Source organism: Amycolatopsis sp. NPDC059657 (assembly GCF_042734395.1).
Taxonomy (GTDB): Bacteria; Actinomycetota; Actinomycetes; order Mycobacteriales; family Pseudonocardiaceae; genus Amycolatopsis.
In genome coordinates this window covers 59,011-80,385 of the sequence record NZ_JBHWEB010000037.1, presented here as the reverse complement: position 1 = coordinate 80,385, position 21,375 = coordinate 59,011, and the positions used below count along the sequence as shown (strand labels likewise).

The following is a 21,375-nucleotide window of genomic DNA, read 5'->3' as shown; positions in this document are numbered from 1 at the left end:
GCCTGTAGCTGCACGATGCGATGCCAGGTTCCGTCTCGATTCTCGACAATTTCGTCCAGTGCTACTAGATGCCATCCGCTGGGCCAGACCGACCGGCTCGCCGGTAGGTGAGCGGCCAACGCGTCAGAAAAGTTCACCTTTCCGTTGATTGCCGTCCCGTTGAAGTAGGCATTTCTCTCGAAAGTCGAATGCTTGAAAAATGCGGACCCGGCGAGCATGGCCTCATCAAAGTCAGCGTCTCCGGCAAACTGCACCCCATTGAAGTATGCTTGCCCAGTGATCGCCGTTCCGCGAAAAGTAACGTCCGTCATGAAGGTTGTTTCTGCAAAGTAGGCGTGCCCCCCGACCGTCGCTTCGTTTAAGTGTGACTTCCCAACAAAGGTCGCCCGGTCGAAGTTCGCGTCCCAGGCGAACTTGATCCCGACTAAGTACGAATTCTCGTCAAAATTTGCTTTTTCAAAGTTGGATTCGCCTGCGAATGTAGATCCGGAAAAGAAGGCATTCCCGGCGAAATTCGCCTCGACGAAGATGGCGTCCTTCGCGAACATCGCACCCAGAAAGTTGGCATCCTTTGTAAACTTAGTTTCACGAAAATAGGCGTGACCGTTGAATGTTGCCTCGAAGAATTCGCCGCTGCCATCGAATGTAGCCTCGGTAAAAATTGTGTTCCCGATGAACGTCGCACGGTCGAATTGAGCGACGCCCAATCGGCAGCCAGTGAGGTCGAGGTCGATGAGCACAGCGCCCGCGAGGTCGAGTTCTGTTTCAGGCCAGTAGGCGGCCGTCGGGTTATGGGGGTCTTCTCCTGAGTAGGTGTGCGCGGCAAGGATACGTTGAGCGGTGAGGCGGACTTGACGCTCCTGCACGCGTTCTGCGTGTAGGGCACGAGTCATTTCGTCTGCGTGTTCATCGGGTGATTCGGTGGCCGGCGTGTACGGCATGCGCAGATAGGCGCACAGGACGTTGACCACGGTCGACCTCTGCTCCGGGTTGGTTTGAGCGAGGCGTTCCAGCGCATATAGCCCACCTAGACGCACCGGGGCCTTATCTGAACCGAGTTGCTCGACAGATTTCGTGTACAGGTCGGTGATCCGCCGCTCGACAGCGTCCTGTTCACTCGCCGCGGCTACCCGTTCAGCGTGAACACGGTTGATCTCAGATATTTCTTCTGCATGAGCTTGCACCCGATCGCGCTGGGCAAGTTCCGCCTCGCGGTGGTGTAGCTCGGCGTGCCGGGCGTCAAGTTCCATTTCCTGTGTGCGCTGTCGACGGGCCGCCAGGTAGAGGGCGAACAGGCCGCCGCCTCCGACTGCGATCGAAGCCGCCACCTTCACGGCGTCGAGCTGCGCGGCCGCCTTTTTCTCCACGTCGGCGAGCGCCAAGCCGTCGATCCATCGCCACAGCACCACCAAGACTCCGACCATGGCCACGACAACCAGCGTCGCCACCATGGGCACCGTCCACCGTGGCAACGGTGACCGCGAACGACGCGGGATTGGCGCAGGTGACGGCTTCGGCGGCTCGGCAGGGGTGCTCATGTCCAACATTGTGGTCGTCAACGTGGTCGACGTTTCGCTGCCGGACCGCGTGTCTTCACGAACTCAGGCGGCGCCTCGGTGCTCCATCGAACCTTGGTTGATCATGGTCGGTCTGCTGAACAGGTGTTTCACCCGAGTGAGCGATTCGCCGCGGCAGCTGAGAGTCCATATCGAACTACCGTTCGAAGCCGGGCTATGGTCGTCGCCGGTTGCGCTGACGGCGGTCGAATAGTCGTCAGCTTGCGCGGAGGGAAGTTGGGATGACGGAGACGACGACCGTTCAAGACGCGGTGCAGGCGGCTGCCGAACGCATCCTCGCGGCCGGACAGGAGAACGGATCCACCGAGTCCGAAACGATCGAGGTGACCAAGGCTGTCCTCATGGTCAAGCGGGGATCACCCGCCAGCAGCCCGCTGGTGGACAATGACCAGTACAAGCGCCGCTGGCTGGCTCATCAGATCTCCAAAGAGCTGTACAACCCCGAGCTCGACGCGGAGCAGGTGTACGCAGCGGTCGCGCGTCGGCGCCCTCCAGGCCAAACGCAGTCGGATATCTGACGCCGCGGGCCGGGGCCGCAACGAAACGTGACGCCATGGGATAGGTGCCGCCGAGCAGGTTCCCCGCCAAGTCGAAGAAGCTCGCGGCTCGCCGTGACCCGATCATCACGGTGGCCAGGTGACGTTGCGGGCAGCGTCCGTCGGTAGATCTGCCCGTGGGTGCCGGCGGTCCCGGACTTCGGCGTTCCATCGGCAAGCTCGCGCGCGGGTCTTGCTGTGTGTGTGCGAGTGCGTACACCCTGGTGCTCGTGATGGCGGGGGAGGGCAAGCGCTTATGGGCTCGCGGTGAGTTTCGGGTGCTGTTCACCGCGACCTTGGTTTCGATCGTGGGGGACCAGTTCGCTCGGGTGGGGTTGTCGGTGCTGGTATTCGAGCGGACCCGTTCGGCAGGGCTGACCGCGCTGACTTACGCCTTGACCTACCTTCCCGATGTCGTGGCCGGGCCGTTGCTGTCCGGTCTGGCCGACCGCTGGCCGCGCCGCACGGTGATGATCGCCGCCGACCTGCTGCGAGCCGTCGGGGTGGCGGCGATGGCGGCGCCTGGCATGCCTTTGGCGGTGGTCGCCGCGCTGCTGGTGGGGGTGCAGTGCGCCGGCGCGCCCGGCAACGCCGCTCGCGCCGCCACCGCCACCGCGGTGTTGCCTGAACCGGACGTTTATCTGCGCGGCAAGGCCGCCCTGGACATCGTGGTGCAGTTGGCTCAAGTCGCCGGGTTCGCGGCTGGCGGGGTGCTGACCGGATGGCTCGGGGCGAGCGACGCGTTGCTCGCCGACGCCGGCACCTTCGTACTCTCCGCCGCGCTGGTTACAGCGGGGATCCGGCGCCGCCCCAGTCCAGCGGAGCCCACCGACGCCGGTGGAATGCGTCGGTGGTGGGCGGAGGTGTCCGGTGGGGCGAGGTTGGTGGCGCGCACGCCTCGGCTGCGCGCATTGCTCGGGCTGGCGTGCGTGGCAGGGTTCTACGTGACCGTTGAAGGCTTGGCCGCCCCGTACGCGGCGCAGGCAGGAGCCGGGGCCGTTGGGGTGGGCCTGCTGCTCGCGGCGAGTCCGGCTGGCGCCGTCGTGGGTATGGCGGTCGTCGCCCGGTTGCCCGCGTCGTGGCGGGAGAAGGTGATGGGTCCGCTCGCGGTGTCGGCTTGCGTGCCGCTGCTGGCGTGTGTGGTGGGGCCGCCCCTGCCGGTGACGGTGACGCTGTGGGCGGTATCGGGAATGGCCAGCTCGTACCACCTGCTCGCGTCGGCCGCCTATCTGCAAGCCGTGCCGGACCAGCGGCGCGGACAGGCGTACGGCATCGCCGCGACCGCGCTGAGGACCAGCCAAGGCCTGGGTATCGCGCTGGCCGGGCTGGTGGCCGAGCACGCGCAGGCCAACGTGGTGGTCGCCGCCGCGGGTGGGGTCGGGGTCGTCGCGGCCGTGGGGGCGAGCGTGGCGTGGAACCACGCCCGCCGAACCACGACGGTGACCTCGCCGGTGCCGGACGGCGGGGCTGTTTAGCGGGGACTCCACTCGTTGCCGGGCAGGAACCACTCGTTGCCTCGCCTGGTCCTGCTCCACTCGTTGCCCAGGTGGCGGGCCCATTCGTTGCCGTGACTGGTCATCGCGATGTCCTCTCGGGTGCGGGGTGTGGGTGTTGCTCCGGCCGGGTGACCGCGCTCAACGCTATCGACAGCCGGTGATCGGCCGACTACCGTGAAGTGCCCATTGTGGGGATGCGCTGCGAAAACACGGACACAGACGGATACCAGTGTGAGTGACGACGGCAGAAAACGGACAGTGGCGCGATGGCGCCTCTGGTCCTTGCCACGGCCTGCGCTGCGTTTGCTGATCACCGTGGAGGCGCTCGCGGTCGTGATCGTCGCGCTGAGTGCCGCGCACACCAGCGTCACTCGCGCCGCGATCGGCTGGTTCGCGGTGCTCGCGGGCGGGGCGCTCGTGCACCTCGAGGTCGCGCGTGGCATCGAACGACGTCGTGAACGTGCCGTCGAGGGCGCCCCGTATACGAACATGAAGTCGTTGTGGGTCTTCGCCGGTCTGCTGCTGGTGCCACTGCCGTTGGTTGCCGCGTTGGCGGTGATCACGTTCGCGCATGCCTGGTTCCGTGTCTACGGCCCGGCGATCGCGCACCGCAAGGTCTACGGGGCCGCGACGTTCGTGCTCGCCTCCGCCGCGGCCGAGGCGGTCCTGCGCGCCGGCGGTTTGACTAGCCTGCCGAGACTTCCCTCGGGTCTCTGGCCACTGGTGATCATCGTGGCGGCGGCGGCCGTCTGGTGGCTGGTCAACCTCGCGCTGGTCGTCGGCGTCATCCTGCTCGCCTCTCCGCGCACGACCGCCCGGCAGGCGCTGGGCAATCTCGCCGACCAGCTCGTCGTGGCCGCCGCGCTCGGACTGGGCATCACCATCGCCGTGCTGCTCGCGGTCATGCCCTGGGCCGCACTCGTCCCGATGGTCGCGGTGATCTGCGTGCACCGCGACCTGCTGCTCCCGCAGTATCAACGTCAAGCCCGTACCGACGCGAAAACCGGGCTCGCGACCTCGGTCTACTGGGCCGAGGAAGTCGCTTCCCTCATCCGACGCGCCGGCATCACCAACACCGCGCTGTCGGTGCTGATCCTCGACCTCAACGACTTCAAGACGATCAACGACACCCACGGCCACATCGCCGGGGACGAGGCACTACTCGCCACAGTCACCACCGTGCGCGCCGAAGTGCGGAGCGAAGACCTCGTCGCACGCTACGGCGGCGACGAGCTCGTGATCCTCATGCCCGGAATCGGCTCTGACGACCTGCCCGGCGCCGTCAAGCGATTACGTGCTCGCATCGCGCACACCCCGGTCACCCTCACCTGCTCCAGTCAAAGCCCGGACACCGTCATCACCGTGACCGCCGCGATCGGCGGCGCCTCCTACCCGCACGACGGACACACCCACGACCAGCTGCTCTTCGCCGCGGACAAACGCCTCTACATAGACAAACATCATCGCCGGGATCAGGCCGACAAGGCGCTCGAGGCGTAGCGCTCGTCAGCTCAAGGCCTACGCCAACCGCTGGGCCCTGCCAAGAAAACGAGGCTGGCACGGAGCCTTCAGCCGAGGAGCCAGCCTGCGAGACGGCAAACGAGCAGCCGACCCTCGACCTGCGGCACGTGAAAAACCGGTTTGAGCCACTGCGGGGAAGCGTTCGTATCTCTGAGCAGGACACCCACATGGCCAAGTGGGACCGAACGGGTGACGGTGAATCGGTTTAGGAGCGCATTTGCCGCCACGAGCGCGGTGCGGATCGCTCGCACCGCCGCGCGGTGACGCTGAACCTGCTTCGGGAGTCCCGCGTCACCGCAAGAGAAAGGAGCCGTCCTGGGGCTGGTAACGACAGTCCCAGGACGGCTCCGCTCCCACGTGGCTAGCTCTGCTGCTGCCAGCGGTTCGGGCGCCACCTGATCACGCCGACGATCGCGGCCAGGCCCGCCAGCGACGCCGCCGCGAACTGCAACGCCACGCCACCTGCCACCAGGATGCCCATGAGCGACACGGCCGCCGCCATGCCGAGCAGAATCAGCTTCCAGGTGTACTGCCAGCCACCGAAGAAGAGCTCACGGAAGAACTCTCGACCTGTTCGCCGGCAGCCGGCGCACAGCGGCTCCAGCATCGGTGTGGCCGCGGCGGGGACCAGCAGGGCTTCGGGGTCGGCAGCCAAGTCCAGCAGCTCGTCCAAGCTGATGTACTCCGACGAGTCGGCTGCGATCTGCTCCGGCTGCACGACGCAGGCGTGGCACTCGTCGTGTTCGTCACCTGGCGATGTCGCACCAGACGGTTGTACTCTCAACAAGTTGGCTTCCTTTCGCGAATCTTTAGAAGGGCTCGTACGAGGGGACTAACACCACGCGGCTCCCAGTTCCTGCTGGGAGCCGCGCCTGCGTTTAGGGAAGAAAACCTTCCTTGAACACCGTTTCAGAGTTACCGATTGATCTTGAAAATGCTACTCGCCGCGACGACTGGTAGCTGGCCTGCGCCAAACGGTCGGAGAGTGTTCTGCTGGGCTGCTACCAGCCAAAACGCCACCCAATGGGGTGTCGGATAGTCGCTCTGTTGGTACGACTTGCGGCTACTTGCTGTGCCCGCGACTCGAATGCAGCAACTACGTCACCCGTTGGTCTGAAAGGCGTGGCTACTTGTAGAGCTTTTCGCTCACCTATGCCACTTTGCACGCGTCAGAATCACGTGCAGATGGCGGTTGCATCCGCTTGAGCTGCGATGACAATGGCAAAACAGTGTCATGTTGTGGTATCGCCCGATGATCCGCAGCATGGGACTGAGTTTGGCTCGTCGCGGCATCGCAAGGACCACCGACGACGAGCTCTGAATAGGCCATACAGGTGGTCCATTCGGCGACGACGCCCGTATGGCGGCAGGCGGCCCGCGTGGTTCTCGTCAGTCTCCAGGTGCTGAGCCTCGATGAGGCCGCTCGCCAAATAACGGCGGGGTACAGGCTCGCCGCCAGGGCGAATGCGGCCGCGGCGTCGGCGGTGCTTTGGGCTGCCTTGCCTGGATAGCGAGCTGACTAGCCATGGACGGCCTACGCGCTGTCAGCGATCTCGGTGATCTGCGCTCCGGTGAGGGTGCGGTGAGCCAGCAGTGCTCGGGCAACGCGATCAATGGCCGGCCAGTGCTCGTCGACTAGGAGCTCGGCAGTCGTTGACCACGGGTCGCTGCGCCGTGCCGGGAGCCCATACGCCTGTCGAGCGGTTTTGATGATCGCCATGTCGTCGTGGCCGCCATGCAGATAGGCGCCGAGCACGAGGTCGTCCCGGGTCAGCCCCTCGAGATGCAGCGTGTCGTGGTTGTACATCGTCAGCGTGTAGCGGGCTTGGGCGAGCGGCCCGGCGTGTGCGATGACGGCAACGGTCGAGAGTTCCGAGCGATGAGGCCGCATGGCGGTACGGCCCACTGGAGAGCGGGGGCGGAGAGTGACGTAGCGCGGTGTCCGGCCGTGCAGGAGGTAACTCACCGCGTGGCCTGCCTCGTGCCACGCGGTCAACCGGTCCTCAGCGAAGCCGCCGCTGTCACCCCGCTCGGCGTCGCCAGCTTCCTCCATGCTCAGTATTCTCCCGGCCGGTGCGCGTCCTGGTGCGGCCGGTGCAGGCAAGAGTCCTACCGACGTGCGGTTGTCCACGTCCGGGTGAGCCACGTAACGACGGGCCTGGCGTCAGCGACTACCTGAAATAGCCCTAAGCGGGAAACGAGCGGGAGTTCGGGGTGGGGATGGATTCATCAAGCCCGACCCCAGATCTGTTCGAGCGTGCATATACAGCTGGCCAGCCTGAAGCGGAGATCGCGGAGCCGGCGACTTTCGCACGAGAGTTACGGGCACGAAAAGCGCCCTCAGAGGCGGTCGCACTCGGCGGGTGCGTGCTGCTGTCCGATGGCGCACTTGAGCCAGGCTACGTCGTCGTCGAGAACGGAATCATCCAAGCGATCGCGTCGGCCGTTCCGGCCGCTGTACATGTGATCGATACCGACGGCGTGATCGTGCCTGGGTTGATCGATCTGCATGGTCACCCGGAATTCAATGTGTTCGCCGCGTGGGAACCGCCACAGGGGTACGTGAACCGATACGCGTGGCGTGGCAGCGACCTGTATTCGAAGCTGGTGCGGGAACCCCAGAACCGGCTGCTGGAAGAGTTGCCGGCGTGGACGCAGCTGCGTTACGCCGAGATCCGCGCGCTCGTCGGCGGGGTGACAGCGATCCAGGGCGCGGGCCAGCAGGCCGCCGCGTACCGGGCCGAGGCGCTGGTCCGCAACGTCGACAAATTGATCTTCGGTGAGCAGGTAGGCAGATCAATGGTCGACCTGCCCTCAGGCTCACGCGGCATGGACAGCCTCACCAACATCCTCAAAGGAATCACCGAGGACTCAGTGAAGGCGTTCTACATCCATCTCGCGGAAGGCATGTCGTCCAATGCCCGATCGGCGGCCGAGTTCGACACGCTGGTCGAGCTTGACGCATTGACCGACGCGACGGTGATCATTCACGGCACCGCGCTGTCGGACTCGCAGCTCGGCGACGCCCGAGACGCAGGGGCAAAGCTGGTGTGGTCGCCGCAGTCGAACCTGCGCCTCTACGGCGAGACCACCCGCGCCGCGCACGCGCTCGAGATCGGAATGCCGGTGGGGTTGGGAGCGGATTGGCTTCCGTCGGGCTCGAGCAGCCTGCTCGCGGAGATGAAGGTCGCCCGCCGCTGCCTGGCCACCCAAGCCGGTCGCGACCCAGGCGCGCGCAGGCTGGTGGACATGGTGACCCAGGACGCGGCGCGGATCGCCGGGCTCGAGGACAAGCTCGGCCGGCTGGCCGCGGGACGCCCGGCGGACCTGGTGGTGTTCGAACGGCACGACGCGGACCCATGGGAGAACGTCGCTTCCGCTGACCCCTCGCAGGTGCAGCTGGTGACGATCGGCGGCGACATCGCCTACGGACACCGCGATCTCGTGAAAGAGCTGGTCGGGCACGAGGCCGCCGGGGAGTTCGAGGAGCTATTCGCGTGGGGTAGGCCGATGCTGCTTGACACCGGCTACCAGGCGCATCCCGATGACACGCGGCCGCCGCGGCTGAGCGAACTCAGGTCGGACTTGATCGAGGCGTATCCGCAGGTGGGCCCGATATTCGCGTGATCGTAAGACGCGTCGTGCGGGATGGCTGCGCCCCAATGCCGCGTTCATCGGCATCCTCGCAGTGGCGTCGCCGATCACTAGATAGGCCACGTCTGCCTCTGGCTACGCCCGTACCTTCCGCCCGTCACTGAACAACTACCAAGGAGCCTGTCCGAGGTCGTGATGATCCACCGGCTGGGCGACGCCTTTGGCTCACATCGGGGGATCTGCTATCTCGATTAGTAGTCGGCGCTGCATCTCGGCCCAGCGCAAACAGCGCTCGACCGAACTCGATCTGGTGCAGGGAATATGAGGCGCATCGGTTCGCTTGGATTGTCGGTGGCGTCTGGCACGCTGGCCGGTGACATCTGTTGGACGGAAGTAAGGGCACCATCGTGAGCGGTGAACTGGGTCTGGCTGGTTATCGGTTCCAGTATCACGTGATGGTGCTCGCTGCTCTGGAGCACTGGGCTGATGGATCCGACACCGCGGTCGAAGCGATTGTGGTGGAAGGTCGCGCAGACGCCGACGTAGTGGACTATGAGTTGGTTGGTCAGAGTTTGCGTGAGTCGGCCATCGTCCAGGTCAAGGGCCGGTGGGGGCGGCAACCCTGGTCTGCGCCGGAGGTTTTCAGGATCTTGACCTCTCTTGCTCAGGATGAGCGATCGGTCCAGTTGGAATTGGTCGCGAACGGCGCGTTCACCGGGCCCGCACTGCGGCTCGCTGGCTTGCTGGCCAATGCGTCGCACCTTGACGATCAGTCTTTGAAGCGGGAGGTGTTGGCTCTTGATCTCGCGGCCGGGGACGTATCGGCGGAAGTGTTGGCATCGCTGAGGCGCTCTGTTGTGACGATCCGTACGGAGGGGCTGCCGGAATTACGTGACGAGGTGCGCGTTCGGCTACGGAAGTTGCGCGCTGCTAGCAGAGCAGGGGTCGGTGACCACGCAGCTGAATTGCTTCGGGCATACCTGCTTGAAGTCGCTATGAACAAGAGCGAGGCCGAGGATCTTGCCGGGCGCACACTGACCAGGGAGGAGTTCCTCGAAGCGGTCCGTGCTCCGCGCAGCGTTCTGGAAGGCGCCCTTGCGTCGCGCTGGGGAATTCCGATAGGGCTGATACATCGTGACACGGCTGTGCGTCGGGAAGATCTGCTCGACAACCTGGCGGCCTGTCTGAAAGACGCTGACGGAGTGCACGCTGCCGATGGCCACGTCCGTGCGTGTGTGGTTGTCGGTCCGGCAGGGATCGGGAAGACCACACTTGCCCAGCAGTACGCCCTGCACAACGCCGGCGAGTTCGACTGGCTCTACCAGATTACCGCACAGGACGATAACGACGACGCGGCTTGCACAGAGGACATCCTTCGGGAGGAGCTCGAGCAGTTCGCCCTCTGGCTTCCCGCCAGAAATGTGCCAGTCCGCCCAGGGCCCTACCGATCGCTGGCCGATGCGGGACGAGCGATCGCTGAAGCGCTGGCAACCTGCGCACAGACCTGGATGCTGATCATCGACAACGCGACAACCGCGGACACACTGTCGTCCTTACTGCCAGCCGCAGGTCACGGAGCGATCGTGATCACTTCCCGCAACAGCGCCTGGACTGGTCCTCAGCCAGTTCTCGAGGTCGGTGAGCTCACACCGGAACAGGGGCGAGAACTTGTCGAACGTCGACTCAACGGGATGACTATCGACAGGACGCAGGCCGAAACGTTGTGCCAGGAGGTCGGGTACCTGCCACTGACCTTGGTCACCGCCACCAGCTACCTGCGCAGCACCCGTGAGTCTGTCAGTGCCTTCGTGGCCTCCTTAGCTGACGAAGTCACACGGCTCGACACCTTGAACTTTCCCCAACGCCTGGATGACTATCCGCGAAATGCTGTCGCTGCCGTCACGATGGTGATGCAGCGCTTGACAGCACGAAAGCATGGGTACGCAGCACAGGCGATGGATCTTCTGCAACGCGCAGCTGTGGTCTTCCCCGATCGAATACCGGTCGACCTAATAGCCGGCGACCGGCACGCTTTCAATCAGTCGTTCGCCCAGCTCAGCGAGCTATCACTGCTGACTCGATGGCAGGACGACGAGCAGCGAGACTGGGTGCGCGTGCACAGGCTGATCCAAGATGTTGTCCGTGCCGACCTGGACCGGAATCCCGTACGTCGGGACGCCTTGCTGCGCGAAGTGGAGATCACGGCGACCGACCTGCTGAAAGACTGCACCGACCGGTTTGACTTCGTGGTCGGTGGCGCGTTGCGCCTGCACGCGATCACGCTGGCTGAACGCCTGGACCGGCACGGCCTGCAACGGTGGCAATCGACCACGGCGCTCCTTGCAAATGCTGCCTCTGTAGCTCACATTCAGGGTGATTTCGTCGAGGAACAGCGATGTCTGGAGCAGGCCTTGGCGCTGCTTCCGGCCGACAGCTACGACCCACACGTCGCCGGCAGGCGAGGCAAGACACTGGCAAGTCTCGCAATATTCCAGCTCGAACGAAGCCAAGAAGACGCCGCTCTGGAGACTCTGGAAGAGGCCAGACGAGTCCACGATGTGCACCGGTTCATTCCCTCGCACTACGAGGCGCTCATCATGGTGATGGCGATGCAATACCAAGTTCGCGCATACCGCGCACGAGATGAGCGCGAGGTGAAACAGATTTTTGAGTTGGCACTTGAATTACCTGAACCCACCGCAGAAGCAGCCATCATGCGTGCGGCGAGCCTCTTGAGGATTGCGCGGTTCATCGACTCTCGCGCTGGTCATCGTGCAGTATTCGACGAAGCTGCCGACCGGCTATTTAACCTCATTCGTGACGACGAAGACGAAAAATCGCTCCACGCCGCGACGGCGCACCTGGGGCTCGCGGAAGCGCACGGCTCGGACGGTGGCACGGATGCGGCCTGGCGACATTACAGCAGGGCCATGAACCTGATAACACACACCCAGGGAATCGACCCCGTTCGAGCATCAGACGAAGCGATGGAACTTGTTGCCGGGCTCCTCGGTGTGCACCTAGATCAGAATACTCAGTTGCCGCACAGTGATATCAATGAACTTCTGCGCCGCATCCTCGCTGACGTGGAACAGCGACTCGATAAGGTCGATTGGACCGCGACACAGCGGATCTGGTTCCCCGTGCGATTTCATGCGCTCAAAGCAATGTTCTTCGCCAATATCGGCGACATGGCCAACTTTCTTGACCAATTAGGAACTATGGAGGGGTACGCTGCAGAGTGTCCGGTACCTCTTCCTCGCAATGCGGCAGCTCAGGTCGCCATGCTTCCCGGCTTGCGGCTGCTGGCGCGAACCCAACAAGTGCGCCTGTCCGCCCCGTCGATTGGCGTCTACGGGCCACGCAACTTGCCGGCTCCGGATCGACCGGCCCGGGAACCCGTGCGGTGTCGGCACTTCGACCCACGTCCGGCGCCTGTCGCTACTCAAGTCGCCCCGCAGTCTGACAGCACCCCGACCCCGCCAGCCGGAACCGGCGTACGCGTCAACCGCGCCCGAGCCATCGCGCGCCATGCCGAACTCCTCCGGATGCTGGGTGCAAGCGGAATCACGGACCTGGATCCGGCGCTGCGGTCATTGCGCCAGGCGTGCGACGACCCAGCAAGCGCGATTGACCACCTCATTGGCGCATGGCGCATGCTCGACACGATGATCGTTCGCCTGAGCGCAATCACCGGAGAAGTGTGCGATTCCGTCAGAGAAATGTTGGACGCTGAACTTGTCCGTGCGCATCATGACCATGGTACTGACACGGTCCCCGCCAGGGTCGTTCTGCGACTGATGCACGAAGGCTGGCATCCCGAACTCAATCAAGTGCTGATGCAGTGCGACAGCAACAGTATGTTCGAGATACTCGCAAGCCTTCTTGAGCTCGAAGACGCTGCTGCGCAAAAACTGTCCCACTATCTTGGCGGCGATAAGGGTGCGGTGATCCGAAGTGTTGCTGAGGAGACGGCGAAAACAGAAGATTCCATTCCTGATCCCAGCGGTCCCACTTACAGTCCTATCAGTGGCACGGTGGTGTATGATCGAGATCTCCTGGGTGAGCCGAACATCGTTCGACTGCATGATCCGCGTGGCGCCGAAGTTGATCATACCTTCGTGCTCGGCGGTGCTCAGGACGGTAAATCCACGACCCTGCACAAGGTTATTTGTCAGGCTGCAATGTCTGGAGTATTCGTCGTGATCGCTTGTGATCCGCGCGATGACCACAATGTAGCGGAGTTGTGGAGCCAGTGGGATGCAACCATCAAATGCATCGGAACGCATGTTGCTGGCACTCTCGAGAACCTTGAGGTCGCAAAAAGAATTATCGATGCCAGGCTTGACGCAAGTGGTTTCGCGCGAGCCGATGACGGTCACCCTGGGATCTTGCTCGCGATCGATGATGCTGATGACATATTCCAGCTTCCCCGTGGTCGGAGGCTGATCGAGACGATCCTAGACCGAGGGCCGTCCGTGTGCGTTGGGCTAGTCGCAGTGATCAGGGATCTAGCAGTGTTCGGTGACAGTGACACCGTGCTTCGCAGTATCGCGGACTCCGTCAACGCGATTTGCTTGGGTCAAGATGCCCTTGACGCGGTCAGGCAGTTGCGTGCCGACTACGACACCAGGTAGCGATCGAGGGTTGCCGTGTGACCGCGGCCCAGCAGAGACGCAGCAGTTGAGACCGGGCGCCGAGGCCGCAGGTGTGGAGACGCGCCAACGCTCACTTTTTGTCGGTGGGCGCTCCTAAGATGGTATCCATGTCGAAAACCAGCGGGCGTAAGACGGCCAAGCGAAAGGGACCGCACGCACGTGTGATGCGTGTTCAGATGTCGGAGGCTGAGCTCGCCTCGGCTGCGACAGGCGGGGGTGCGCGAGAACCCCGTGGGCACCTTGCAAAGCCACGTAGGCTCAAAAGCGATGCTGAGGCGATCGGAACGCTTCTCGAATCCCAGGAGGTCACCCCTGACCTCCTCGTGGAGCTGCTTCTGCCCCTGCTCTGGCTTGACCACGCGGCCGGCGCGCCGGGAAACCTCTGTGTGTCCGGAACCATGATTCTTCATCATGCTTTCGCGCACCTGGGTATCGCCTCGGATGTGCACTCGGTTGAGGTCATGATCGATGATGAGCAGACTGGTCAGCACGTGGTCTACGGCCGCATGGACCCATGCTGGGTCGAAGATGCGTTCCACGGCCATTGTGTGCTGAGTTTGCCGAGGTCTCGGCGTCTGATTGACCCCGCGATTGAGCAGTTCCCTGAGGTGAAGCGCGGCAATCTTCCACTTGTGGGGCGGACCGTTCTTACTGGAAGCGAACAACCTGAGGTAAATGAGGCGTTGCTCCGGGGCGAACTGCTCCCACACGGGATGATGGTCGCAAAGCGTCGGAACCAGCGATTCTATTACACTGCGGTTGGCGAAGAATATGCCAGGGCGGCCTGGGAGTCGCCCCGCGCGGGCGAGGATGCAGAGCGCTACCGTGCTGCTGGCTTGAATATCGCGTCCCACGCGTTGTCTCTTATGCGTTTGCCTGAGGTGGTCGATCGAGTTCGCCAAGCACAGTATCCGAAGATTAATGCGTTTCTTGACGTCATCGGCGACGCTCCGATCGCGACGGACGCCGTTGGCGACTTTTATGTGACTCTTGGGGGCCAGCGGCTGCGTATCGACGAAATCCGACTGCCTGAGGAAGCTAACGACGCAACACCGGACACGGCAACACCGATTCCGCATGTTGTTGTGATGAACGAAAAGAAGATACGCGCCGTCATGGAAGAAGTGGAGACAGCGGTGCAGCTGCACGTCACCACTCCGCACGAGCTGGGTGGTGGCTCGCTCCCTGTGGCGGTGTTCGAGCCGCCAACGGTCGTCGGGGTAGCCTCCCGCAGCACAGGGCAGACCCAAGAACTCCAGATTGAGAACATTGTGCTGGCGGGCTTCGGGCGTTATTCACCAAACGCAACAGCGCATGTCCCGAGGTTGCCGACTTGGTCTGTCCGGCAGACGGCGACGGGCCTGGAGTTATGGGATCACGGCGGAGTCTGGGCCCGCGCGCAAGTAACACTCGACGGCGAATGGATAGAGGCTGCAGAGAAGTACGGTCGGATTTTCGCCGTCTACGGTCTAATGTGTGGTGTCCAAAAGGCAGACGAGCAACTATACGCTGAGTGTGATCATATGCTCCAGCTTCAAGCCGCGTGCAGAAATGGTTTTGTCGCCGCGGCGACAGTCTCGTGGCGGTGGCCATCTAGCTCGGCCACGTGGGCACGCCGCGATCGGGAGACGCCGGGCGATCGCTGAGAAGGACAGCCTAAGCGGGAGAAGCAGTTGACGCTCGCAACGGCCGCGAAGCCGCACGCGGTTTCGGCAGAAACTCCAGTCCCGTTGAGGCCAACCCGAGCACCGTTTGCCGGTACGGCGCTACTCGGCGGGCCGCACCTCGTGAGCGAGCTTGGGGGTGGCGTGCTCAGCTTGCACGGCGGACCGGTCGGGGATGGTCGGTGCGGCCCGGCTGAAGTCCAGGTCGTCGAATTCCCCCACTGAGTCGGCGAGCTGGTTGCCGACGATGTCGCGCAGCACCTTTATGGCCGTTACCAAGAGGTATCGGTGTTCGGGGGTGTACAGATGGTCGAAGGCCGCCTCGGCATAGGCGTGGTCGCCGCAGCGTGCGTCGAAGCAGGCCAGTTCGGCGGTCTGGACGAGGTCCCGCGCGATCGCGGGGTTGGCGCGCAGCTTGGTGACCAGGTCGATGTAGCGGTCAAGCCAAGCGGGTGGTTCGGCGACAATGGATTTCAGGCTGGTGACGGCGATGTCCTGCCGGGTAGCGCCGACCTTGGTGTAGCTGTCGTGGATGCGCCGAACTTGGTGTTGGACGAGTTCGTCTGCCTGGCTGAGGATTGCCAGGATCTGGCTGTTGTCGGGATCGCCGAGTGTGACCGCGCGGGCGACCCGTTCCTGCAGGTCGCCGGCGGGTACGACGTCTAGTCGGGAGGCGTCGCGGATGGCGGCCAGCAGTAGCGCGATTAGGGCGTGGCTGGCGAGGATCAGCCCGGTCGGATTCGGGACGACGCCCTGGCGTGTGGCGGAGTTCAGCGCGACCAGCGCGTTAAGAATTTCGGGCGAGTCGGCTAGCAGGCTATCGGCACGAAGAAACGCCACCAGGCCGCCGGGGATGTGGTTGAGTCCCTTGAGCTGGGTGTCGGTGCGCCGTTCCGCTTGTTCACAGCCAGGGCCCTGGATGTGGGCGAATCGTTCGGGTACCCAGGCGTGGCCCTGCTCCCTGGAGGCGAGGGTCTGCATGTCCATGATCTGCAGATCCAGTGCCTGTGCGATGGCCCGGCCGCGGCGGGTGATGGTTTGGCGGACGAGGACGGCCCGCTGGGTGCCGGTGAGGCGCTGTAGCCCGGACAGCCACAACAGCCGGTCCGGTTCGCCTGACTGTCCCTTGGTGGTCTTGCATTCCAACACCGACAGGCTCGCCCGCAGCCGACCGTCGATGTCGACCGCGAGCACGTCGAGGTCGGTCAGGATTTCGCGACCCCGGTCGGCGGCTACCCGCAGCGGGACCCGCAGGCGAGCTAGGGCGCCCTCGGCGAACTCGAGGCGTCCCACCCGCCGTTCCAGGTCCGCACCTGGGTCCTCGGGGCGGCTGCGGTTGGTCTGGGTGGCCGCCACTAGAAGTTCCTCCGGGCCGTCGTGTCGCGCAATGCTGACATGAACCGCCGCGAGTCGGCGTCGTCCAATACAACTGAGTTGGCGACCTGGGCGCGCTCGCGTTCCAGGTGGTTGTACGAGCGTTGCTCGCCGATCCCGGCAAAGGTGGTGTTCTCGCCGCCGGTGGTGTTGCCGCGCGCGTCGAGGATCTTGAGTGCTTGCTCTGCGACGTCGGCCTGCAGCAGGCGCATCCGGGCATGGCGGCCATCGCCGACGACTTCGATGGTTCCTGCGGTCTCGAGCATCGCGTAGTCCTCCGCGATGCGCTCGTGATTGCCGGCTTCGCCGTCGCGGATGAGGACATTTAGGAACGCGCCAGGGCTGTTGAGCTTCCAGGACGCGAACGTTGCTGCGTAGATCATGCTGCCGACGAGCTGGCGAATGTGGCCGGACGGGTCGCGGGGGTCGGTACCGAACGGGTCTCGATGCAGGTGTGGCGTGAAGAGTAGTTTTTTGTCGCTGGTGGCGACGACCTGGGACCGCTCGACCAGCCCGGCGCTGACGGCGAAGTCGATCCACCGCTGCTCTGTGCTCTTGACGTGCTCTTCCGGGATGCCGGGCGAGGCCATGACCTCCTCGATCAGCGCACCGACCTCCCGCTGCACGCGCGCGTCCTCAGTACGGAGCGCGGCCTTCACCATCTCGGCGTCACCGACCCAGATGTTCGGGTTGAAGACCGCCACGCGGCCGTCTTCGCTCTGTACCTCGCGCACGAGGTTGACGGTGATCAAGCAGCTCAGTGCCCGCTCGGCAGCCTCGTCCCCGTGCCCAGAGCCTGCGTGCAGAGCCGCCTGGCGCTCCAGCGGCTGGATGGAGGTCGCCCGCATGATCTCCAGCGCGGCGCGCTGTGTCGGCGTGGCAAGCAGCATGCCCAGCAGTCGATCCGTCGCACCCAACAGCTCGGCGTTCGGCGGGACGAAGGCCGACACGCTGACCAGGCCCCCGTCGGGTTGCCGGTCGCACTGCACCCAGCCCAGCTGTTCCATCGTAGGCAGCACATACCGGTCAAGATCCAACGGTCCGATCTTGGCTTCGATGCCGATGGCTCGCACTCGCTCGGCTGACGAAACTTGGGCGTTACGCAGCCGCCACGCCATCTCGTAGACCTGCCCGGCAAACCGCAACGTTTCCAGTTCGGCGTGCACAGCCGACACAGAGTAAGCGGTCAGGTGCCGAGAAAAACCCAGGATGAGCTGAGCGTCGCTGATCAAGAATCCCCCTGGACGTGATCCGTGAAGGCTGGACCCACGAGCGTAACGGACAGCTACGCTTTTGCAGGCCCTGGCCCTGCATCACTGAAGGTCGGCCGCGTCCAGCGGCAAGAGCCGAACCAGTCGGCCGCCGGTGCCGCGGGCCGCTACGCGGCTATTGATCACGCTCGCTCCGCTGCCGTCGAATGGTTTCAGCTGCGGTGATGGCGGCGTCGTGCAGTACGTCTCGAGTTGGTGCATCGACGGCCAGATGGTCGGCGATGGTCTCGGCGACCAGGCCAAGGGCGTGGTCTAACGCATCGTTCGCCACGTGGTCGGCGACACCCATGCACACGCTGACCAGCCATGCGACAAGCAGGTCGGGTTCGTGTGCGTGGACGTTCTCGAAAATGGGCAGGCAGTCGGTGAGTGCGCTGTCGTAGTGGGACCAGAAGCCGCCGCGCTGCACGTAGGTAGCCGCGGCGCCGAGCGACCAGTTCTCGTCGCGGGCGATGGCGAAGAGTTCATCGGCGGTCAGGGTCAGGTCGACGACATGGGCGCGGGCCAACGTCTGCACGTCGCCGCGAAGCGTGTCCTCGATCAGTTCGTCCTCGATCAGCACGTGAATCAAGGCAAGGGTGCTGAATGCAGGTATACCCTGCCCTGCGGCGAGTTCGCGGACAACGACATCGTCGCTCCACAGTGCTTTTCCTGTCTGTGCGGCCGTTTCCAGCGGGCTAACCCAGACCTCGCGATCGCCCAGACCGCCTCGATCGGGGAAGACTTCTCGGGTCGGTGTGTCCACAGCGACAAGATCTCGGGCGGCGGCGTCGATGTCAGTGATCCGGCTGATGCACTCGCTGGTCTGGTCTTGGGAAGCCTCGGTCAGGGTCAGAGCGTCCTGGTCTGGGTCGAATCCGATCCAGCTCAGGCTGTCGGGATCGCGGCGTAGTTCGGCACCGCTGACTTGGATGTCCTGTAGGACGTTGCGGGGCACCACGACTTCGGCGAACACGGCCCGCAACGCAGGCCATCGGCCAGGAAGCAACGTGGCGGTGGTCAACGCGCTGGTCTCCACCACGACCGACTGGTTGAGTGCAGTCCTCGCGGCGGCGATCTCCCGGTCGAATCGAACCGGGTCCACGGTCATCGCCACAATCGGCCCGCAGGCACGTTGGATGAGCGCCTGGGCGTACGGCCGGCCGCGGGACGCGGCCAGCAGTCCCAGGGGCAGCCGTGCCTGCCTGACCAGGCAGACCAGCAGCCGATCCTGCTCGGTGCGCGGCGCCAACTGGGCGCGCATCATCTCGGCGAAGTTCAGCCCGTCGATGTTGATCTCGCGGATTGGACCGTCGGGATATCGGGTGACGTAGTCTCGGAGAGCGTCCTGGAACCTTTGCTGACCGGCCTCGTCGAGATCGGGCAGAACCGGACGGCCATCTGGCGTGCGTCGACCGCCCGCGTGCATCAGTGTCGTCAGGATTTGCGCGCCGACCTCGGGATCGTCGGGCCAACGGGTCAGGCTGTCCAAGGCGGTGGTGATGTCGGCCTCGGTGAACCCGAACTTTCCGTGCATCCCCATCCACGCGCCCAGCGCGCCGCGGTGGATGATCGGTGGGTTGAGCTGCTGGAACCGTGTCCAGGCATCGTCGAGGCGACCTTGGTTGACGGTGGCGCCGATCAGCGACCACTGAAGATCGGCCTGTCCTGGGTGCTCGCCGAGTGCCGCTCGGCTGTGCGTTTCGACGTTCACCCAGTCCGCGCGCATCGTGTAGAACCCGATCAGCCCGCGGCGCAGGGCCATCCGCCGCTCGGCCGGAAGATCGGTGCGGGACAGGAGTTGGACGGCCGAGTCCGTGGCGGCGTCATGTTGATCGCTGCGCAGCAGCAGGTTGAGCCGCATCGCGTCCAACACGACCTCGCCGAAACGTGCGATTCCCCGCGCACACTCCTGCAGCGCTTGGTCATACTGGCCGTCGTTCTCCAACACCTCGACCAGCAACTCCACCGCGCCGGCTGACGTCGCGACATGTCGGCGCAGCCGCATCACGGCGGCCGGTACGTTGCCGCGGGCGGCCTCGCTGCGGGCTGCCAAGAGGTCGGCTGTGGTCGGATCGATGACCCCGGATTCGCGGGCCTGGTCGAGCTCGGGAAATGGCCAGGCACCCAGCGCCGCAAGGCAGTAGAGGCCGCGCAAGCGCAAGTCCTGCTGATCGATGACCGGCAGGGCCTCCCGCCACAGCCGTACCTGTTCATCCTGCGGAAGTTCGGGATCGGCGACCAGCGCGCGTAGGCCGGCGGCGATCGGCGTCCCGTCGACCCGGTCGACGAACTCGGTCGCCTTGTCGCGTTGTCCCAGGGCGAGGGCCGCGAGGGTGCCGAGATAGGCGACATTGCCCTCGCGTGCTTCGTGCTCGCTGGCTTGTCCGTGCGGGGACGGCGTGGCGAGGTTGATCATGGTTGTATATGCGCTGGCGAGTAGGTGCTTGCGCAACAGCACCGTCAGCGCGTCTGCGCTGGGGCCAGACCAGCGGCGGCGTTGCTGCCAGGCAGCAGTGGCCAGGTCCTCGACGCGGCGCAGGTCCTCCGCCGGTACAGCTGCCGAGCCGTCCGTCACGCGCCACAGCAGCGCCTCGGCCATCCGCAATTGCAGGCCGCTGTTGTCCGGGCCAGCCGCCAGGGCCTGCTCTGAGTACGAAACGACTCCGCTGACGTCGCGGCGGTTGCCAGCGTCCTCGCAGAGGATCAGCAGGCACATCGGCTCGCTGGCCAGCTCGTGAGGTGAGGCAGCCTGGAGGGCGTCTGGAGCTGGGACCTGGCCAGCCTCGTCCAACTGCCGCACATGCCAGCGGACGGCCGCTAGGAGCACGGGCGGCCCACCGGCCGCCTCAGCGTGCTCCAATAGCTCGGCCGCCTTCGGCAGGTCTCCGGTACCAGCGGTGAACACGGCGGCCAGGGCGTACAGCCGCCCTGCGCCCGTGTTGACCTGCTCAGCAGCCAGTGTGAATGCTCGAGCCGCCAGGTCGGGGTGGCCGTGCTCCACCGCGTACGCACCCAGGACCGCTTCGTACTGGCCACCTCCGCGTTCCAACCAGCTCGGCCTGCTGGCCAGGACCGTCTCGACCGCCAATCGCGGTTCACGGCGTCCGCGAGCCAAGGCGACGGCCAGCCGCAACGCTCCGCGTGGCTCACTGGCCGCGACGCGACGAATGGCGTCCGCCGCCGACGGCGGTAGAAGGGGCATCGTCTCGTCCAGCGGGTCTTCGGTTGCGCCCATCGCCGCGTAGGCGATGGCGGTGATCGCGTCTTTCGCGTCTGGGGTGATCGTCTGATTGCGCGGAATGACGATCGTCCAGTCGTTCGGGGTGTAGTTGATCCGCTCCGCGGTCACGTGCTGCCAGTACAGGGTCTCTGTCTCGGGATCACAAAGGATGATCAAGACGGGGAGGGTGTGCCCCAACCAGTAGTGCAGGTGCCGCTCGTTGCCCTTCGCGCGATACCGCCACCCATCTGCGGTGGGCTCGAAGTAGGACTGGCCGGTCTTGATCTGTAGGGCCACCAGGCGCCCCGACGGCACGTCGCCGGTCTTCGGCTCCACGTGCGCGTCGATGCCGTAGTCGCGGATGGGCTGGTTGCGAAATACCCATCCCCACTTGGTGAACGCGATGCTTGTCAGGGCAAGGCCCAGCTGTTCGGTGTCCGAGCTGTCGGTCATGTCAACACCGCCGTCCGACTTGCGCGACT

13 protein-coding genes are annotated in these 21,375 nt (G+C 64.5%); 7 read left to right on the top strand and 6 right to left on the bottom strand.

All coding sequences use genetic code 11. The features are described 5' to 3' along the window. A partial coding sequence (locus ACFV15_RS21335) for a pentapeptide repeat-containing protein (RefSeq protein ID WP_378352237.1) occupies window positions 1–1,451 on the bottom strand: 1,451 nt, incomplete at its 3' end. Between ACFV15_RS21335 and ACFV15_RS21330 the strand changes: the two genes are divergently transcribed. The 4 genes from ACFV15_RS21330 to ACFV15_RS21315 all read left to right on the top strand — a co-directional run bounded on the left by ACFV15_RS21330 (window position 1,423) and on the right by ACFV15_RS21315 (window position 5,109). After that, window positions 1,423–1,770, top strand: a complete 348-nt coding sequence (locus tag ACFV15_RS21330) for a hypothetical protein (RefSeq protein WP_378352236.1) — start codon at window positions 1,423–1,425, stop codon at window positions 1,768–1,770. The genes ACFV15_RS21335 and ACFV15_RS21330 overlap by 29 nt on opposite strands. Window positions 1,771–1,798: 28 nt before the next feature. Further along, window positions 1,799–2,095, top strand: coding sequence for a hypothetical protein (locus ACFV15_RS21325; protein WP_378352235.1), 297 nt, complete (start codon window positions 1,799–1,801; stop codon window positions 2,093–2,095). Between the two features lie 251 nt (window positions 2,096–2,346). Further along, window positions 2,347–3,588: an MFS transporter gene (locus ACFV15_RS21320; protein WP_378352239.1), complete on the top strand. Its 1,242-nt coding sequence runs from the start codon at window positions 2,347–2,349 to the stop codon at window positions 3,586–3,588. Window positions 3,589–3,867: 279 nt separating this feature from the next. Then, window positions 3,868–5,109: a diguanylate cyclase gene (locus tag ACFV15_RS21315; RefSeq protein WP_378352233.1), complete on the top strand. Its 1,242-nt coding sequence runs from the start codon at window positions 3,868–3,870 to the stop codon at window positions 5,107–5,109. A 382-nt stretch (window positions 5,110–5,491) separates the two neighbouring features. On the opposite strand, the gene ACFV15_RS21310 is transcribed toward ACFV15_RS21315, so the two are convergent. Further along, complete coding sequence (locus ACFV15_RS21310) at window positions 5,492–5,848, bottom strand: hypothetical protein (protein WP_378352232.1); 357 nt, start codon at window positions 5,846–5,848, stop codon at window positions 5,492–5,494. Window positions 5,849–6,664: 816 nt separating this feature from the next. Beyond that, the gene (locus ACFV15_RS21305; protein ID WP_378352231.1) at window positions 6,665–7,183 is read right to left on the bottom strand and encodes a hypothetical protein; all 519 of its coding nucleotides are present in this window, start codon (window positions 7,181–7,183) and stop codon (window positions 6,665–6,667) included. A gap of 314 nt (window positions 7,184–7,497) precedes the next feature. Here ACFV15_RS21305 and ACFV15_RS21300 point away from each other — a divergent pair, with 314 nt between their 5' ends. The 3 genes from ACFV15_RS21300 (at window position 7,498) to ACFV15_RS21290 (ending at window position 15,028) form a co-directional block, all read left to right on the top strand. Then, complete coding sequence (locus ACFV15_RS21300) at window positions 7,498–8,757, top strand: amidohydrolase family protein (protein WP_378352229.1); 1,260 nt, start codon at window positions 7,498–7,500, stop codon at window positions 8,755–8,757. A 374-nt stretch (window positions 8,758–9,131) separates the two neighbouring features. Continuing rightward, a complete protein-coding gene (locus ACFV15_RS21295; protein ID WP_378352228.1) occupies window positions 9,132–13,361 on the top strand; it encodes an NB-ARC domain-containing protein in 4,230 nt (1,409 codons plus the stop codon). Between the two features lie 128 nt (window positions 13,362–13,489). Beyond that, on the top strand, window positions 13,490–15,028 hold the full coding sequence (locus ACFV15_RS21290; RefSeq protein ID WP_378352227.1) for a hypothetical protein: 1,539 nt from the start codon (window positions 13,490–13,492) through the stop codon (window positions 15,026–15,028). 120 nt (window positions 15,029–15,148) lie between these two features. Here the strand turns inward: ACFV15_RS21290 and ACFV15_RS21285 are convergent, their stop codons facing one another. The 3 genes from ACFV15_RS21285 to ACFV15_RS21275 all read right to left on the bottom strand — a co-directional run bounded on the left by ACFV15_RS21285 (window position 15,149) and on the right by ACFV15_RS21275 (window position 21,346). Continuing rightward, on the bottom strand, window positions 15,149–16,402 hold the full coding sequence (locus ACFV15_RS21285; protein ID WP_378352226.1) for a hypothetical protein: 1,254 nt from the start codon (window positions 16,400–16,402) through the stop codon (window positions 15,149–15,151). After that, on the bottom strand, window positions 16,402–17,652 hold the full coding sequence (locus ACFV15_RS21280) for a hypothetical protein (protein ID WP_378352225.1): 1,251 nt from the start codon (window positions 17,650–17,652) through the stop codon (window positions 16,402–16,404). Before ACFV15_RS21280 ends, ACFV15_RS21285 begins: the two co-directional genes overlap by 1 nt. A gap of 154 nt (window positions 17,653–17,806) precedes the next feature. Beyond that, on the bottom strand, window positions 17,807–21,346 hold the full coding sequence (locus ACFV15_RS21275) for a DUF4365 domain-containing protein (protein ID WP_378352224.1): 3,540 nt from the start codon (window positions 21,344–21,346) through the stop codon (window positions 17,807–17,809). Window positions 21,347–21,375: the final 29 nt, after the last annotated feature.